General features: G+C 71.2%; 13 protein-coding genes. 4 read left to right on the top strand and 9 right to left on the bottom strand.

Annotation, left to right across the window (positions count from 1 at the left end):
• Window positions 1-471: 471 nt before the first annotated feature.
• The 4 genes from ACZ7OY_RS02265 to rplU all read right to left on the bottom strand — a co-directional run bounded on the left by ACZ7OY_RS02265 (window position 472) and on the right by rplU (window position 4,489).
• Complete coding sequence (locus tag ACZ7OY_RS02265; RefSeq protein ID WP_471909624.1) at window positions 472-2,025, bottom strand: alkaline phosphatase D family protein; 1,554 nt, start codon at window positions 2,023-2,025, stop codon at window positions 472-474.
• A gap of 292 nt (window positions 2,026-2,317) precedes the next feature.
• Window positions 2,318-3,754: a GTPase ObgE gene (gene obgE, locus ACZ7OY_RS02260; protein WP_385532719.1), complete on the bottom strand. Its 1,437-nt coding sequence runs from the start codon at window positions 3,752-3,754 to the stop codon at window positions 2,318-2,320.
• Window positions 3,755-3,899: 145 nt separating this feature from the next.
• Complete coding sequence (gene rpmA, locus ACZ7OY_RS02255; RefSeq protein WP_040253648.1) at window positions 3,900-4,154, bottom strand: 50S ribosomal protein L27; 255 nt, start codon at window positions 4,152-4,154, stop codon at window positions 3,900-3,902.
• A 14-nt stretch (window positions 4,155-4,168) separates the two neighbouring features.
• A complete protein-coding gene (gene rplU / locus ACZ7OY_RS02250; protein ID WP_007381993.1) occupies window positions 4,169-4,489 on the bottom strand; it encodes a 50S ribosomal protein L21 in 321 nt (106 codons plus the stop codon).
• A 280-nt stretch (window positions 4,490-4,769) separates the two neighbouring features.
• Between rplU and ACZ7OY_RS02245 the strand changes: the two genes are divergently transcribed.
• The 4 genes from ACZ7OY_RS02245 (at window position 4,770) to ACZ7OY_RS02230 (ending at window position 10,366) form a co-directional block, all read left to right on the top strand.
• On the top strand, window positions 4,770-5,372 hold the full coding sequence (locus ACZ7OY_RS02245; RefSeq protein ID WP_351604311.1) for an acyltransferase: 603 nt from the start codon (window positions 4,770-4,772) through the stop codon (window positions 5,370-5,372).
• 298 nt (window positions 5,373-5,670) lie between these two features.
• Window positions 5,671-6,786, top strand: coding sequence for a non-hydrolyzing UDP-N-acetylglucosamine 2-epimerase (wecB, locus tag ACZ7OY_RS02240; protein WP_471909623.1), 1,116 nt, complete (start codon window positions 5,671-5,673; stop codon window positions 6,784-6,786).
• 194 nt (window positions 6,787-6,980) lie between these two features.
• Window positions 6,981-8,225, top strand: a complete 1,245-nt coding sequence (locus tag ACZ7OY_RS02235) for a glycosyltransferase (protein WP_471910356.1) — start codon at window positions 6,981-6,983, stop codon at window positions 8,223-8,225.
• Window positions 8,222-10,366: a glycosyltransferase family protein gene (locus ACZ7OY_RS02230; RefSeq protein WP_471909622.1), complete on the top strand. Its 2,145-nt coding sequence runs from the start codon at window positions 8,222-8,224 to the stop codon at window positions 10,364-10,366. The genes ACZ7OY_RS02235 and ACZ7OY_RS02230 overlap by 4 nt, the downstream gene beginning before the upstream one ends.
• Window positions 10,367-10,526: 160 nt before the next feature.
• On the opposite strand, the gene galE is transcribed toward ACZ7OY_RS02230, so the two are convergent.
• The 5 genes from galE to ACZ7OY_RS02205 all read right to left on the bottom strand — a co-directional run bounded on the left by galE (window position 10,527) and on the right by ACZ7OY_RS02205 (window position 16,802).
• A complete protein-coding gene (gene galE, locus ACZ7OY_RS02225) occupies window positions 10,527-11,495 on the bottom strand; it encodes a UDP-glucose 4-epimerase GalE (RefSeq protein ID WP_471909621.1) in 969 nt (322 codons plus the stop codon).
• 71 nt (window positions 11,496-11,566) lie between these two features.
• Window positions 11,567-12,850, bottom strand: coding sequence for a nucleotide sugar dehydrogenase (locus ACZ7OY_RS02220; protein WP_471909620.1), 1,284 nt, complete (start codon window positions 12,848-12,850; stop codon window positions 11,567-11,569).
• Between the two features lie 9 nt (window positions 12,851-12,859).
• Window positions 12,860-14,539: a glycosyltransferase family 2 protein gene (locus tag ACZ7OY_RS02215; protein WP_471909619.1), complete on the bottom strand. Its 1,680-nt coding sequence runs from the start codon at window positions 14,537-14,539 to the stop codon at window positions 12,860-12,862.
• 122 nt (window positions 14,540-14,661) lie between these two features.
• Window positions 14,662-15,639, bottom strand: a complete 978-nt coding sequence (locus ACZ7OY_RS02210) for a Gfo/Idh/MocA family protein (RefSeq protein ID WP_471910355.1) — start codon at window positions 15,637-15,639, stop codon at window positions 14,662-14,664.
• 44 nt (window positions 15,640-15,683) lie between these two features.
• Window positions 15,684-16,802 carry a DegT/DnrJ/EryC1/StrS family aminotransferase gene (locus tag ACZ7OY_RS02205; protein WP_471909618.1) on the bottom strand — a complete coding sequence of 373 codons (1,119 nt, stop codon included), beginning with the start codon at window positions 16,800-16,802 and terminating at the stop codon, window positions 15,684-15,686.
• Window positions 16,803-16,915: the final 113 nt, after the last annotated feature.

The raw sequence follows: 16,915 nt of genomic DNA, 5'->3' as shown, positions 1-16,915 counted from the left end.
GTCCGGGCCGTGGAAGCGCACTTCACCGGGACAGGCAGACCCGGATCACCGTTCACACGGACCCCTGCGGCCCCGATACGCCCCGCCCTTACCGCGCCCCTGCCGCGCCGGTCTCCGCGGCGGCTCCGGCGGCCCGCCGGAAAGTCGCGGTCTTCACGTCCCGCGATGCCGGACTGCACATTTTCTGCATATGCATGACGGCGCCGTTACCGACACATCCCGAATACGGTTCGCGGGCAGCCCATTGCCGCGGAATTCCTTATGGGGATTGCGCAGCATCCCGGCCCCCGACGGCCGCGGCGGCGTTCACTCCGATGTCATCCCTCGTACAGTCCGTCTCCATGGTCAACGGACGGTAGGGGAAGTTTCTGAGCTCATGCTGAGAGGAGCCTGGGACATTGATGAGTCCCAGGCTCCTCGCGCATCTGCCGCGGCCTTCGAAGAGGGCCGGGGCATTTCGTGCCGGGCGTGTCAGACGAGCCGTACGCCCGGCCTGCCGTCCTCGACCCGCAGGCGGGCCAGGGTCCGCGCCGACGACCTGGTCCGCAGGACCGTGCCTACCACCCTGACCTGCGCGTCGATGCGGTCGCGGTGGATGTCGAAGAGGTGGTAGCCGCGGTGTGCGTCGACCAGCTTCCAGTGCGGGTTGTCGGGTTTGCGCGGATCCATGAAGGCGTGGAAGGCGGCCTGGTCCTGGTCGCCGCCGCTGGAGATCGAGGTGCCGACGAACTCGGCGCCGACGACGGCCGAGCGCGGATCGGCGAAGTCCCTCTTCAGATCGCTGATCATCGTGACGTGCCGGTCACCGCTGAGCACGACGGGATTGCGTACGGTCGCGAACTGGGCGAGCAGTGCGTTGCGCTCGGCCTGGTAGCCGTCCCAGGCGTCGTAGTACCACTGCTTGCCCGCGCCGATCAGCAGATCCGTCTCGGCCATCATGATCTGCGAGGCGACGAGGTTCCAGCTCGCCGTGGAACCGTGCAGCCCGTCGAGGAGCCACTTCTTCTGGGCGGCGCCGAGCATGGTGCGCGACGGGCTGCGGGCGCCCGCCTGGGTGGTCGCCTGGTTGCTGCGGAACTGCCGGGTGTCCAGCACGTTGAGCCGGGCCAGGCTCCCGAAGTCCAGCCGCCGGTGCATCCGGATGTGCGGGCCGTTCGGGACCGCGCTCGCCCGTACCGGCATGTGCTCGTAGTACGCCTGGTAGGCCGCGGTCAGCCGGGCGACGAACGCGGCGTGCGACTGCTTGTCGGGGTCCTGCGGGACCTGGCCGGCGTAGTCGTTGTCGACCTCGTGGTCGTCGAAGGTGACCACCCAGGGGGCGGCCGCGTGCATCGCCCGCAGGTCGGGGTCCCTGCGGTACTGGGCGTGGCGGTTGCGGTACTGCACCAGGCTGTGCGGCTCCCCCGCGCCCTCGTGCCGTCGTACACCCGTGGCCGACGGCGGGGACTCGTAGATGTAGTCGCCGACGAAGACGACGACGTCCGGATCCTGCACCCGCATGTCGGCGTACGGCGTGAAGTAGCCCTGCTGCCAGTTCTGGCAGGAGGCGAGCGCCACCCGCAGCGGGCCGCGGCCGGTCCGGTCGGGCGCGGTGCGGGTGCGGCCGCGGGGCGAGATCTGGCCGTCGGCGCGGAAGCGGTACCAGTACGTACGGTCCGGGCGTAACCCCCGTACATCCACGTGAACGCTGTGTCCGTACGCGGGCTTCGCCTGCGCGGTGCCCCGGCGCACGCCCGTGACGAAACGCGAGTCCTCCGAGATCTCCCACTGCACCGGCACGGTACGGGCCGGCATACCGCCGCCGTGCAGCGGGTCGGGGGCGAGCCTGGTCCACAGCACGATGCCGTCGGGCAACGGGTCCCCGGAGGCGACTCCGAGACTGAACACTCCTGCGGGAAGCCTGGGTTGGGCGGCACTGGCGGTGGCGGGCAGCCACAGCTGGGTGGTGGCGGCGCCGAGCACGGCGGCACCGGTGGTCAACAGGCGGCGTCGGTCGGGCGATTCAGGTCCGGTCACTGGGGTCATGGGACGAACTCCCCTGCCTCGCTGGCCTCTTGGTAGTTCGGAAGCTCCCACGGGCGGCCGGTCGGCCCGCTGAACGGCGGACCTCGCGTGCATGACAAACGGACGGACAAGAAGGGACCCGTTGCCAGGTGGCGAAGGCGGGACGAACGCGCCCTTGCCGCAACGGGTCCCGGGGACTGCGGGTGGACAGTGCGGACGGTGGTGTCACCTCATGCCGGTGCCGTCCCGGAAGGGATCCGGAACGGCACCGTAAGAACTTTGCGAGAGCCCCGTAAGGGCTCCGGGAGAGGCTCTAGAAGGGCTCGAAGTCGTCGAACTCGCGGGAGGCCTCGTCCCGCTCCGCGTCCCGGTCCCGGCGGCGCTGGGCCGCGGGCCTCGGCGCCTCGAAGCGGTGGTCCTCACCGCGCCGGCCGAGCATCTCCGCACCCGCGGTGACCGACGGCTCCCAGTCGAAGACGACCGCGTTGTCCTCGGGGCCGATCGCGACGCCGTCGCCGGAGCGGGCGCCCGCCTTCATCAGCTCCGTCTCCACGCCGAGGCGGTTGAGCCGGTCGGCAAGGTAGCCCACGGCCTCGTCGTTGTTGAAGTCGGTCTGGCGCACCCAGCGCTCGGGCTTCTCGCCGCGCACGCGGAACAGGCCGTCCTCCTCCAGGGTGACGGTGAAGCCGGCGTCGTCGACGGCCTTCGGCCGGATGACGATCCGCGTGGCCTCCTCCTTCGGCCGGGCGGCCCGCGCCTTCGCCACCAGGTCGGCGAGCGCGAACGACAGCTCCTTCAGCCCCATGTGCGCCACCGCGGACGCCTCGAAGACGCGGTAGCCGCGCGCTTCGAGATCCGGGCGCACCATCTCGGCGAGGTCCTTGCCGTCCGGTACGTCGATCTTGTTCAGGACGACGATGCGCGGACGGTTGTCCAGGCCGCCGTACTGGCGCAGCTCCTCCTCGATGATGTCGAGGTCGGTGACCGGGTCGCGCTCGGACTCCAGCGTGGCCGTGTCCAGCACGTGCACGAGCACGCTGCACCGCTCCACGTGGCGCAGGAACTCCAGGCCGAGCCCCTTGCCCTGGCTGGCGCCGGGGATGAGACCCGGGACGTCGGCGATCGTGTAGACGGTCGAGCCGGCGGTCACGACGCCCAGGTTCGGGACGAGGGTGGTGAACGGGTAGTCGGCGATCTTCGGCTTGGCGGCGCTCAGCACGGAGATCAGCGAGGACTTGCCCGCGCTCGGGTAGCCGACCAGCGCCACGTCGGCGACGGTCTTCAGCTCCAGCACGATCTCGCCGAGATCGCCGGGCTCGCCGAGCAGCGCGAATCCGGGCGCCTTGCGGCGGGCGGAGGCGAGCGCCGCGTTGCCGAGGCCGCCGCGGCCGCCCTGGGCCGCGACGTAGGACGTCCCGTGTCCGACCAGGTCCGCGAGCACGTTGCCCGCCGCGTCCAGGACGACCGTGCCGTCCGGCACCGGCAGGACCAGGTCCTGGCCGTCCTTGCCGGAACGGTTGCCGCCCTCGCCGGGCTTGCCGTTGGTGGCCTTGCGGTGCGGGGAGTGGTGGTACTCGAGGAGGGTGGTCACGGACTGGTCGACGGTGAGGATGACATCCCCGCCGCGGCCGCCGTTGCCGCCGTCCGGGCCGCCGAGCGGCTTGAACTTCTCCCGGTGTACGGAGGCACAGCCGTGGCCTCCGTTACCCGCGGCGACGTGCAGTTCGACGCGGTCCACGAAGGTGGTCATGGTGGGGTGCCTCCAGCACTTCGGTCTTACGTACGGTTTTCTTGCTGCCGGCCTGTGCGCTGCCGGTCTCTCTCCTGCGTAACACGCGAAAGGCGGACCCGCCTTCCCGAACGGGAAGTGAGGTCCGCCTCGCGAAAGCTTCCGATCAGGCGACCGGAACGATGTTCACGACCTTGCGGCCGCGGAACGTACCGAACTCCACCGCACCGGGCTGAAGCGCGAACAGCGTGTCGTCGCCGCCACGGCCGACGCCGGAGCCCGGGTGGAAGTGGGTGCCGCGCTGGCGGACCAGGATCTCACCAGCGTTGACGACCTGACCGCCGAAGCGCTTCACGCCGAGCCGCTGGGCATTGGAGTCGCGACCGTTCCGGGTGGACGATGCGCCCTTCTTGTGTGCCATGTCTCCTCAGTCCCTTACTTCGCAGCCGCGGGGATCTCAGTGACCTTGATCGCCGTGTACTGCTGGCGGTGGCCCTGACGACGGCGGTAGCCGGTCTTGTTCTTGTAGCGAAGGATGTCGATCTTCACACCCTTGTGGTGGTCCACGACCTCGGCCTGGACCTTGATGCCGGCCAGCACCCACGGGTCGCTGGTCACAGCGTCGCCGTCGACAACGAGCAGGGTCGAGAGCTCGACCGTGTCGCCAACCTTGGCAGTGGAAATCTTGTCAACCTCAACGATGTCGCCGACAGCAACCTTGTGCTGGCGGCCACCGCTGCGCACGATGGCGTACACGCGGATCTCACTCTCTCGCTCGGGAACGGCACCCCCGCAGTCCAGCCGTCCGGGACGAACACGGGCGGCCTCTCCCGGCCACCGAAGCGCCCGGGAGGAAGAGGTTTACGGGGATGTGGCATGCCAGTCGACACGCCGACGGTCAAGGTTACGGGGCCCGGCTTGAGGGGTCAAACCGGACCCCGTCGCCCCGCCGACGGGGGCACCGAGCAGTACGGATACGGGGAGCAGCGCGCCCCGTATGCTCCCCGAGCGAAGCCGAACACCGAGAGGCAGAGAAGTGAACTACAGGGTCCAGCCCAGTGCCCAGGTCGACGAAACCGCCGAGATCGGTGCCGGGAGCAGCGTCTGGGACCTCGCCCAGATCCGTGAGGACGCACGCCTCGGCGAGGGCTGCGTCATCGGCCGCGGCGCGTACGTCGGCTCGGGCGTGCGCATGGGTGACAACTGCAAGCTCCAGAACTACGCGCTCGTCTACGAGCCCGCCGAGCTCGGCGACGGTGTCTTCATCGGTCCTGCCGTGGTCCTCACCAACGACCACAACCCGCGCTCGGTGGACCCCGAGGGCAAGCAGAAGCGCGGCGCCGACTGGGAGGCCGTCGGCGTGAAGATCCTCGACGGCGCATCGATCGGCGCGCGCTCGGTGTGTGTCGCGCCGATCACCATCGGGCGCTGGGCGATGGTCGCCGCCGGCGCCGTCGTCACCAAGGACGTGCCGGACTTCGCCCTGGTCATGGGTGTGCCCGCACGCCGGGCCGGCTGGGTCGGCCGGGCCGGTGAGCGGCTGGTCGAGCGCGCGGACGAGCCGGGCGTGTGGGAATGCCCACGGACCGGCGCCCTGCACGACGAGAAGGACGGCGTGCTGAGCGAGCGCGCCGTTTAATACGGCACAGCACAACCTTCGAGGGCTCTCGGGCATCTACTTCAACAAGGGTGTCGCCTGCGCTTCAGCGGACGTGTGCCGATGGTTCACACAATCGTTATGCGTCCGCCGTACGGCCCGCGCCCGCAGCCTGATCACGCCCTGCCACCTGCATTCCGATCGTCGTACGAACGCGTCCCGGGCCCCGCACGCCCTTCGGCGGCGGGGTCGGCCGGCGCGGCAGTTGCCTACCATTGCGTGCGGAAACCTCCGCCGAAAAGCGTCCGGATCAGCGATCCGGCCGAGAAGAAGAGTGCCCGTGAAAGTCATCAGCATCGTCGGAGCCCGTCCTCAACTGGTGAAGCTCGCCCCCATCGCGGCTGCCTTCGCCGGGACCGAGCACGAGCACGTCATCGTGCACACCGGGCAGCATTACGACGCGGACCTCTCCGACGTCTTCTTCTCGGGCCTGGGCATCCCCGACCCCGACGTCCATCTCGGCGTCGGCTCGGGCAGCCACGGCGTGCAGACCGGAGCCGTCCTCTCCGCCCTCGACCCGGTCCTGGAGCGGGAGCAGCCCGACTGGGTGCTCGTCTACGGCGACACCAACTCCACGATCGCCGGCGCGCTGTCCGCGGTGAAGATGCACCTGCCGGTCGCCCACCTGGAGGCCGGTCTGCGCTCGTTCAACCGGCGGATGCCCGAGGAGCACAACCGCGTCCTCACCGACCACAGCGCCGACCTGCTGCTGGCCCCGACCGAGGAGGCCATGCGCCACCTCGCCGCCGAGGGCCTCGCCGACCGGGCGCGCCTGGCCGGCGACGTGATGGTCGACATCTGCCTGCGCATCCGCGACCAGGTGCGGGCCGGCGAGTTCCCGGCGCCCGTGCTGCCGGAGGGCATCGACCCGGCCGAACCGTTCCTGCTGGCGACCCTGCACCGCCCGGACAACACGGACGACCCGGAGCGGCTGTCCGCGATCCTGGAGTCCCTCGCCAAGCTGCCGGTACCGGTCGCGCTGGCCGCCCACCCGCGGCTGGTCGCCAAGGCCGAGGCGCACGGCATCACCCTGGCCCAGGGCAATCTGCACGTCGGCCGCCCGCTGCCGTACGCGAGCCTGGTCGCCGCCGTCCTCGCCTCCGTCGGCGTGGTCACCGACTCGGGCGGCCTCCAGAAGGAGGCCTTCCTGCTGGAGCGCATCTGCACCACCATCCGTCCGGAGACGGAGTGGGTGGAGACCGTGAACACCGGCTGGAACGTCCTCGTGCCGGACCCGCACACCCTGTCGCCCGCCGACTTCGCCGCCACCGTCACCCGCCCGGTGCCGACCGACGACCCGGGCACGCCGTACGGCGACGGCAGGGCCGCCGAGAACGTGGTGCGTCTCATGGAGCAGTTCACCCAGGAGCTGAAGGGAGGCAGCCGGCACGCGTGACGCGGTCCGCTCGGCCCTCGGCCGCCCGGCGACCCGGGCGGCTTCGTGCGGCCGGATCCGCGCACGTCAGCGTGCTAGCGTCAATCGCTATGCCATCGTCTCCCCCGCCCGGTCCGCCTGCGGACGGCAAGCGGCCCCACGTCGTCTATCTCGCCATCGGTTTCCCGCCGGCCGCCAAGAGCTCGACCTACCGCATGCGCGAGACGGCCAACCAGTTCGTGAACGCCGGCTGGGACGTCACGGTCGTCAACATCGCCCGCGAGTCCTGGGAACTCGACTCCGGCATCGACCTCTCCCTGCTCGAGCAGGTCGACCCGCGGGTCGAGATCGTCGAGCTCCAGCTGGCCCGTGAGGACCTGGAGACCGACATCCGCGCCTTCTCCGAGGCGCGCGCCCTCAACCCCAACGGCTGGCTCGCCGACCTGCGCGAGCGCCAGACCAAGACCTTCCCCGAGCCCAACTTCGGCGAGTGGCGGCACGACCTCGAGCAGGCCGTCCTGAAGATCCACCGGGACAAGCCCGCCGACCTGCTGCTCGCCAGCTGTGTGCCCTACGTGAACCTCGCCGCGGCCTGGAAGCTGTGGGAGGAGGCGCAGGTGCCGTACGCGGTGGACTTCCGCGACGGCTGGTCCATCGACGTCATCGACGGCGTCGAGCCCTTCGCCCGGGACTCCGAGGAGGCCCGCTGGGAGCAGAAGATCCTCGACCACGCCGTCTCCCTGTGGGTGGTCAACGACCCGATCGCCGAGCACTACCGCAAGCGGTACCCGGCGTTCGCCGACCGCGTCCACGTCGTGCGCAACGGCTACGACGCCGACAGCTCGCCCGGCCGCGTGCACAACCCCGACCCCGGGTCCGGACTCGTCTTCGGGTACCTGGGCACGGTCAACTTCTCCATCCCGCACCTGGAGACCGTGCTGAACGCCTGGCGCGCGGCCCGTGCCAAGGAGCCGCTGCTGGCGAACGCGCGCTTCGAGCTGCGCGGCCACATAGGCAACGGCGCCAACCGCGGTGCGAACCGCCACGCCGAGGTCATCAAGGAGGCCGCGGCCGACGGCGTGTTCTTCGGGGGCCCCGCCGCCAAGGCCGAGGTCTCCTCGATCTACGCCGGCTGGGACGCCATGGTGCTGATCCTGATCGGCGGGCGGTACGTGACCTCCGGCAAGGTCTACGAGTACATGGCGACCGGCCTGCCCATCGTCTCGGCCCACGCCGTCGAGCACGACGCGTCGAACGTGCTGCGGGGCCACCCGCTGTGGACGGGGGCCGTCGGCATCGACGCGGCGGGTCTGACGGAGTCGTTCATCAGGGCCGCGCACATGGCGGTCGAGACGACCGACGAGGAGCACGCCGAAGCGATGACGCACGCCAACCAGTTCACCCGGGAGGCGCTGATGTCCGTCGCCGTCAAGAACCTGGTCGAGGAGCTGGCCAAGTGACCGAAGTCTTGATCATCGCCTCGACCGCGCCGCAGTTCGGTGTCCTCGCCGAGTCCGTGCGCAAGTTCAACGCGCTCGGCGCGCGCGTCCGGCTCGCGGGCACCTTCGCGATGGACGCCGAGGGCGTGCCCGAGCAGCTCGCCCCGATCGAGCTCGCCGAGCTGCACCAGCTGCCGCGCAACCTCAAGCACCGCAGCCAGGCGCTGCGCCGCCGGGCCACCAAGTCCCCGGCCGGTGCGCGCACCTGGATGCAGGCCCAGCGCGACTCCTGGCTGCGCTCGCACGCCCGCAAGGCGGACGTGCTCGTCGCCCTCGACCCCCGCTCCGTGTACACGGTGTGGCGGCTCGCGGAGTACAACCGCGGCGCCGCGGCCCAGTTCGGGCTCGCGCCCGCGCTCCGGGCCGTCAAGGCCCTGCAGGAGCAGGGCGGCGCCGGTGACGCGCGCGGCTCGGTCCTGCCGCCGCTGTCCACCGTGACCCGCGAGGTCAAGCGCAGCGTGGACCAGCTGCCCGGGCAGATCCTCCGGGCGGCGACCCCGCGCCCGGTGATGTACTCCGGCGTCGGTGCCCGGTTGTGGCGCGGTGCGATCACCGCGCCCGGTGTGCCGGTGAAGATCCGCGCCTCGACCTCGCGGTACGTCGCCGAGGGCATGCGCTGGGCCGGCCGTACCAGCGGCGCCGCGCTCACCCTCGCGGAGGCCGCCGCGAGGATCGCCGATCCCCAGCTCAAGGCCGACCTCTTCGACGAGGCCGCGATGCAGGAGATCAGCAAGGGCATCAGCCCGCGCGGCATCGAGAAGTCGGTGGGGGCCCGGCTGGCCCTCGCCGACCGGGAGTTCGCGCAGGGCCGTACCAAGGCGGCCGCGAAGGCGCTCGACCGGGCGCTGCACCTGGGCTTCCACCGGGTGCTGCACATCGATCAGCTGTCCTCTCCGCTGGCCAAGGACGCGGCCGGCTTCGTGGCGCCGGTCTACCGCTCCAAGGCGATGCAGGCGGCCTGCCGGCCGCGCGGCCGCAAGGTCCCGGCCGCCCCGGCGCCCACCGACCGTCCGCTGCGGCTGCTCATCACCACGAGCGCCAACGACAACTTCCTGCACCTGATCAAGGAGCGGTTCGGCAACCACCCGGGCGTCGAGCTGCGCTTCCTGGACCTGGCCACCAGCAAGCACCTCAAGGGCATCTCGTGGGCGGCCACGCGGATGCTCCAGGACCGGCTGGAGGACGGCGAGAGCGACTACCAGGAGGAGGTGGAGCGCCTGATGCGTCCCCACCTCGACTGGGCGGACACGGTGTTCCTGGAGTGGGCGGCCGGTCCGGCCGGCATGCTCACCTCGATCGACCCGGGCGACACCCGGATCGTCATGCGGCTGCACAGCTACGAGGCGTTCACGCGCTGGCCGCACATGACGGACTTCTCGCGGGTCGACGACCTGATGTTCATCGCCCCGCACGTGAAGGACCTGACGGTCTCGCTGGTGCCGATGCTGCGTGGCGAGCACGCCCCGCGCTTCCATGTCATCGACAACGCCATGGACCTGTCGGGCTTCGACCGTCCGAAGCCGGCCGAGGCCCGCTTCAACCTGGGCCTGATCGGCATCGGTCAGGTCGCCAAGGACCCCAAGTGGGCCGTGGACGTCCTGGAGCGAGTGCGCAAGCACGACGAGCGGTACCGGCTGCTGCTGGTCGGCGGCGACATGGACCCGAAGACCAGCCAGGCCACCCGTGAGTACCTGCGCGAGTTCGAGAAGACCCTCGCCCCGCTGGAGGAGTCCGGCGCGGTGGTCCGCCTCGGCCCGACGGACGACGTGCCCTCCAAGCTCGTCGAGATCGGTACGATCCTGAGCTCCTCGGTCCGCGAGGGCTGCCACGTCGGCCTGATGGAGGGCGCGGCCAGCGGTGCCGTCCCGGTCGCGCGCGACTGGCCGTTCTACGCGGGCAAGCCCAACAGCGCCCGCACCCTCTACCCGGAGGGCTGGGTCGTGGCCTCACCGCAGGAGGCGGCCGAGCGGATCCTGAAGGCGACGGCCACCGAGGAGGCGTGGCGTGCCGAGGGCGCGCTCGCGACCGAGCACGCGCTGACCGTGTGGGACTGGCCCGTGGTGCAGAAGCACTTCGAGGAGCTGTTCCTCGGCAAGGCGTAGCACACGACGAGAACGGCCCCCGGGGACAGGCTTCCCCGGGGGCCGTTCTCGTCGTGCGGTCGTGCGGTCGTGCGGAGCACGCGGTGTGCCGCCTGCGCGAAACGCCCGGCCGGAATCTCCCGGCCGGGCGTTTCGCGCAGGTCGTGGTCCGTGCGCGGCATCACGGATGCCGCAGCCGCCACCCCGCCCAGGCCGACTCGACCATCTCGCGCACGCCGCGCTCGGCGCTCCAGTCCAGCTCCGCCCGGATGCGGTCCGCGGCGGCCACCACGCGCGCCGGGTCGCCGGCCCGCCGCTCGGTCACCTTGGGGCTCACGTCCGTGCGGCCCGTGACCTCCTGGATGAGCCCGATCATCTCCGCCACCGAGACGCCCTCGCCCCGGCCGATGTTGAGCACCAGCCGGGCCCCGGGCTCGGCGGCCAGCCGGCGCGCGGCGGCGACATGCGCGGACGCGATGTCCTCGACGTGGATGAAGTCGCGCACACAGGTGCCGTCGGGCGTCGGGTAGTCGTCCCCGAAGATCCACGGCGACCCGTCGTCCTCGAGGCGTTCGAAGACCATCGGGACGAGGTTGAAGACGCCGTCGTCGCCCAGCTCGGGCGTGGCCGCGCCGGCCACGTTGAAGTAGCGCAGCGACGCGGTCGCCAGGCCGTGCCGGGCGCCGACCGCGGAGACCAGCCACTCGCCCGCGAGCTTGGTCTCGCCGTACGGGTTGATCGGCGCGCAGGACGTCCGCTCGGTGACGAGGTCGACGTCGGGCATGCCGTACACGGCCGCGGAGGAGGAGAACACGAACCGGGTGACGCCGGCCTCGACGGCCGCGTCGAGCAGGACGCGCAGGCCCTCGACGTTCTCCCGGTAGTAGTACAGCGGCCGCTCGACGGACTCGGCGACCTGCTTCTTGCCGGCGATGTGCACGATGCCGGTGACGGCGTGCTCGCGCAGCACCCGGGCCACGGTGTCACGGTCGAGGACCGTGCCGACCTCCAGCGGGACGCCGTCCGGGAGCCGGTCGGCGCGGCCGGTGCTGAGGTCGTCGAGGACGACGACGCGCTCGCCGCCGTCCTTCATCGCCTTCACCACATGCGAGCCGATGAAGCCCGCGCCGCCCGTGATGAGCCAGGTCATGGGAAACCTTTCTGCACGTCGGCCCCGCCCCGGGAGGCGGGGCGGGGCCGACGCTGCGTGTTCGAGTGTCCTCAGCCGCCGATGACGACCCGTCGGACGCCCTTCCAGGCCTCCGGGTCGGTCGTACGGCGTCCGTCGACCAGGACCGTGACGTCCGGCAGGTCGGCCGGGGTCAGGGTGCGGTACTCGGCGTGGTCGGCCTGGAGGATCGCGGCGGTGACCGTCTCACCGGCGTGCGGGGTCAGACCGTGCGCGGCCAGCTCCTCGTCCGTGTACATCGGGTCCGAGACGAAGGGGACCGCGCCGCGCGCCTTGAGCGCCTCGACCGTCGGGAAGACGCCCGAGAACGCCGTCTCCTTCACGCCGCCGCGGTAGGCGGCGCCCAGCACGAGCACGTTCACCCCGGTCAGGTCGCCGTAGGCGGCGGCCAGCAGGTCGACGGCGTACTGCGGCATCGCGGCGTTCGCCTCACGGGCGGAGCGCACGACGGTGGCGGCCGGGTCGTTCCACAGGTACATCCGCGGGTAGATCGGGATGCAGTGGCCGCCGACGGCGATGCCCGGCTGGTGGATGTGGCTGTACGGCTGCGAGTTGCAGGCCTCGATGACCTTCTTGACGTCGATGCCGTTGCTGTCCGCGAAGCGCGCGAACTGGTTGGCCAGACCGATGTTGACGTCACGGTAGGTGGTCTCGGCGAGCTTGGCGAGCTCGGAGGCCTCGGCCGTGCCCAGGTCCCAGACGCCGTTGGCCTGCGGCAGGTCGGCGCGCTCGTCGAAGTCGAGGACCTGCTCGTAGAACTCCACGCCACGGGCCGACGACGCCTCGTCGATGCCGCCGACCAGCTTGGGGTAGCGGCGCAGGTCGGCGAAGACGCGGCCGGTGAGGACCCGCTCGGGCGAGAAGACCAGGTGGAAGTCCTCGCCCGGGGTCAGGCCCGAGCCCTCGGCCAGCATCGGCGCCCAGCGGGTGCGGGTGGTGCCGACCGGGAGGGTCGTCTCGTACGAGACCAGCGTGCCGGGCTTGAGGCCCTGGGCGATCGCCTTGGTCGCCGCGTCCATCCAGCCGAAGTCCGGGGTGCCCTCGGCGTCCACGAACAGCGGGACGACCACGACGACGGCCTCGGACTGGGCGACCGCGGACGCGGTGTCCGTCGTCGCGCTCAGCAGTCCGGCGTCGACGGCCTGCTTGAGCTTGACGTCGAGGTCGTGCTCACCGGGGAACGGCTCGGTGCCGGCGTTGACGAGCTCGACGACCTTCTCGTTGACGTCCGCCCCGATGACCCGGTGGCCCTTGGACGCGAACTGCACGGCCAGCGGGAGCCCGATCTTGCCGAGGGCTACTACACAGATGTTCATGGACGGTCGCTACTTCCTTTTCGAACCGCTCGTGGGGGAACCGCTCGGCTTCGAGCCTGCGGATCGGGTCTTCAGCCGCCGGGCGAGAGCCGACCTGACCCGGGAGGCCAGCGACCGCTTCGGCGGGTACAGGGGAGCCGTGGCGATCACCACGCGCCCCTTGGGGTTCACCGTCGCCGTCACCCGGTACGGGTCCTCGTAGGCGCCCCAGCGGCGCGCCAGCGGCATGGGCAGGTCCTTGCCGCGCACCGGGACCTCGTACGTCGAACCGGCCAGGCCGACGTACGCGCGGACGCCGAGCTTGACCGCGCGCCGCTCCAGCGGGATGCGCGCCCGCAGCACGGTCGCGGCCCCGTCCTCGGCGGGCACGGTCGTGAACTCGCCCACCACGGCGGGCAGCTCGTGGTCCGCGGGCAGTCTCCTGCCGCCGGGCTTGTCCGCCGACTTGGGCATCGCGCCCTGCACGAGCCGCAGCACCGCGCCGTCGACGTCGCCGAACACCGGCAGCCGCAGGGAGACCGTGTAGGCGATGTCGTCGCCCTCCTGCTCCCAGGCGGAGGCGAGCAGCCGCGTGCCCTGGGCGAGAGGGCCGGCGACCGACTCTCCGACGACCTCGTAGACCCGGTCGGGCAGGCCGATACGGGGGTCCCGGAAGCCAGGGTAGCGGGCGTACGCGCGCTCGCCCTCGACGACGAACGGCGGTGCGCCGTGCTCCAGCTCGGAGGTGATCGCCTCGCACAGCTCGTCGATCGCGCCGGCCCGGGCCAGCGCGATGCGCACCCGGCGCTTGACGTCCATGGCGTCGCGGATGCCGTCGGTGAAGTACGCGTCGGCGAGCCGGGCGATGCCCGCACAGATGTCGCGCCGGAGTTCGCGCTCCAGAGCCGGGAAGTCGTCCTGGACGAGCTTGGCCAGCTCCCAGGTGAAGTGCCGGCGCAGCACCGCGTCGCGCTCCGGGCCCGCCTCGACGAGACCGGCGGTGAAGTCCATGATCTCGGCCGTGCACCGCAGCCGGGCCAGATGGTCGGCGCGGTAGGTGATGTTGCTGGCGTCGCCCCGCTTCACCGCGTAGTAGCAGGTGTAGTCGGCCACCACCGAGATCTTCTTGGCGCGCACACACGCCTCGATGGTGAACGGCTGGTCGCTGCCCACCGGGAGGTTCTCGGGGAAGCGCAGCTTGTGCTGCTCCACCAGGTCGCGCCGGAACAGCTTGGTGTTGGCCAGGGTCCACGGCAGGGCGGAGTCGGTCAGACCGACGTCCGGGTTGCTCTCCTTGTAGAGCGCCTGGTGGACGTAGCGGCCGTTGGTGCCGACCATCTTGCCGACGACGACGTCCGAGCCGTGCTCGTCGGCACACGCCACCAGGCGCTCCAGCGCCTCCTCGCCGAGGTGGTCGTCGGAGCCGATGAAGTAGACGAAGCGGCCCGTGGCGATGTCCAGCGCCCGGTTGCTCGGGGCGGCCGGGCCACCGGAGTTCGCCTGGTGGATCACCTTGACGGTGTTCGGGTAGCGCTCGGCGAAACGGTCGAGCTCGGCGCCGCTGTCGTCGGTGGAGCCGTCGTCGACGGCCACGATCTCCAGCCGTTCCAGGCCGATGCTCTGCCCGATCAGAGAGTTCAGGCACTCCGTCAGGTAGGGCATCGTGTTGTAGACCGCGACGACCACACTGACGTCAGGTGCGGTACTCATGTTTTCCGGCTCCTGGTCTCCATCAGCCGTCGAGCGGCTGCGCGCTGGAAGGAAGGACTCGCGAAACGGTGGAGCTCTCGGGCGCGGTGCCCCGCCGGCGGGGATCCGCCGGCGTGTGGTGCTCAGCTGCCATGGACGGCCAGGTCCTCCGACAGGAGCGAGATGCTGCGGTTGTCCAGCGCCGACTCGAGCACCGCCGCCGCGATCTCCACCGTCCGCGTGCCCTGGCGCAGCGTACAGATGTCGGCGGGCTTGCCGAGCACCGCGTCACGGAAGAGCTCGTGCTCGACCAGGAGCGGCTCGCGCTTCGGGATCGCATAGCGGATCATGTCGCCCTCGGAGACGCCGCGGAAGGCCTGGAGGGCCTCCCACTCCGTCGCCATGGCGGCGTTGGAGTGGAACGTCAGGTCGGCGGTGAGGGTGTCGGCGATGAAGCAGCCGCGCTCTCCGGTGACCGAGGTGAAGCGCTCCTTGAGCGGGCTCAGCCAGTTGACCAGGTGGTTGACCATCGTGCCGTCGTCCAGGCGGCCCACCGCGGAGACCATGTCCTCGTGCGCGCGACCGCTCTTGGAGACGGTGTGCGCGGCGATGGACACGTACTCGCGGCCGGTCACCCAGCCGGTGAGGTCGATGTCGTGGGTGGCGAGGTCCTTGACCACGCCGACGTCCGCGATGCGGTGCGGGAAGGGGCCCTGGCGGCGGGTGACGACCTGGTAGACGTCGCCGAGCTCGCCGGCCTCCAGCCGGGCGCGCAGCGAACGCAGCGCCGGGTTGCACCGCTCGATGTGACCGACGCCGGCCACCAGACCGCGCGACTCGAACGCCTCGACGAGACGGCGCGCGCCGTCCACGGTGTCGGCGACGGGCTTCTCGATCAGCGCGCAGACGCCGGCCTCGGCGAGCTCCAGGCCGACCGTCTCGTGCAGGCCGGTGGGGCAGGCCACGACGGCGTAGTCGACGCCCAGGGCGATGAGCTGCTCGACGGTGTCGAGGACCGGGGCGCCCTGGGCGGCACCGAACTTGTCGCCCATCGGGTCGACGACGCCGACGAAGTCGACGCCCTCCAGACCGGCCAGGACGCGGGCGTGGTGACGGCCCATGGAACCGAGGCCGACCAGTCCGGCCCGCAGGGTACGCGCGGTGGTCACAGCTGCTCCCCCAGCGCGTTGACGGCGGAGACGATGCGCTCCAGGTGGTCCGCGGACAGACCCGGGTGGACGGGCAGCGAGACGACCTCGGCGGCCGCGCGCTCCGTCTCGGGCAGGTCCCAGGTGCGGCCGGCCTTCTGGTCCGGCTCCCAGTACGGCTTCAGCCGGTGGATCGGCGTCGGGTAGTACACGGCGTTGCCGATGCCGGCCTCGGTCAGGCTCGCCATGGCGGCGTCACGGTCGCCCCGGACCCGCACGGTGTACTGGTGGAAGATGTGGCGGGCGCCCTCGGCGACGGTCGGCGTCACCACGTTCGGCGCGCTGATGTGCTCCGTGAGGTACGCGGCGTTGGCGATGCGCTGCTCGGTCCAGCCGTGCAGCTGGGTGAGCTGCACCCGGCCGATGGCGGCGGAGACGTCCGTCATGCGCACGTTGGCGCCGACGATCTCGTTGGCGTAGCGCTGCTCCATGCCCTGGTTGCGCAGCAGGCGCAGGGTCCGGGCGACCTCCGCGTCGGCGGTGCTGATCATGCCGCCTTCGAGGCTGTGCATGTTCTTGGTCGGGTAGAAGCTGAACGTGCCCGCGTTGCCGAAGGCGCCGACCGGCGTCCCGTGCAGCGCGGCCGCGTGCGCCTGGCAGGCGTCCTCGACCACGGCGAGGCCGTGCCGCCCGGCGATTTCCATGATCTTGTCCATGGCGGCCGGGTGGCCGTAGAGGTGCACCGGCATGATCGCGGCGGTGCGCGGCGTGATGGCCGCCTCGACCGCGGCCGGGTCCAGGCAGTAGCTGTCGGCCTCGATGTCGGCGAAGACCACGTCGGCGCCGACGAGGCGCACCGCGTTGGCGGAGGCCGCGAAGGAGAACGACGGCACGATGACCTCGTCGCCGGGGCCGAGGCCGAGGGCCATCAGCGTCAGGTGCAGCGCGGAGGTGCCGGAGTTGACCGCCACGCAGTGCCGGTCGCTCACCACCTCGGAGGAGAACTCCGCCTCGAAGGCGGCGACCTCGGGGCCCTGCACGACACGGCCGCTGCGCAGCACGCGTACGGCGGCCTCGATCTCCGCCTCGCCGATCACGGGCCTGGCGGCGGGTATCAACTCATGGGCGTCGTTCATCGACTCCCCCTCCTTCATCAGTGACCTCTCGGGCGCACCACGTCGGGCACGGGTCGGGAAGGGACGGTGTCGAGCGTTGCACGTCCGCATCCCTGGAAAGTCCGTCCACCTCT

Source organism: Streptomyces sp. NPDC107559 (genome assembly GCF_055657365.1).
The sequence above is the reverse complement of the archived record's forward strand: the minus strand, read 5'-3'. Positions and strand labels throughout refer to the sequence as shown.

Excerpts from the sequence above, each read along its gene's own strand:
- rpmA (WP_040253648.1), bottom strand. The coding sequence starts at position 4,154 with ATGGCACACAAGAAGGGCGCATCGTCCACCCGGAACGGTCGCGACTCC.
- ACZ7OY_RS02205 (WP_471909618.1), bottom strand. The coding sequence starts at position 16,802 with ATGAACGACGCCCATGAGTTGATACCCGCCGCCAGGCCCGTGATCGGC.
- obgE (WP_385532719.1), bottom strand. The coding sequence starts at position 3,754 with ATGACCACCTTCGTGGACCGCGTCGAACTGCACGTCGCCGCGGGTAAC.
- galE (WP_471909621.1), bottom strand. The coding sequence starts at position 11,495 with ATGACCTGGCTCATCACGGGCGGCGCGGGCTTCATCGGCTCGCATGTG.
- ACZ7OY_RS02215 (WP_471909619.1), bottom strand. The coding sequence starts at position 14,539 with ATGAGTACCGCACCTGACGTCAGTGTGGTCGTCGCGGTCTACAACACG.
- ACZ7OY_RS02220 (WP_471909620.1), bottom strand. The coding sequence starts at position 12,850 with ATGAACATCTGTGTAGTAGCCCTCGGCAAGATCGGGCTCCCGCTGGCC.
- ACZ7OY_RS02235 (WP_471910356.1), top strand. The coding sequence starts at position 6,981 with ATGCGCGAGACGGCCAACCAGTTCGTGAACGCCGGCTGGGACGTCACG.
- ACZ7OY_RS02265 (WP_471909624.1), bottom strand. The coding sequence starts at position 2,025 with ATGACCCCAGTGACCGGACCTGAATCGCCCGACCGACGCCGCCTGTTG.
- ACZ7OY_RS02210 (WP_471910355.1), bottom strand. The coding sequence starts at position 15,639 with ATGGGCCGTCACCACGCCCGCGTCCTGGCCGGTCTGGAGGGCGTCGAC.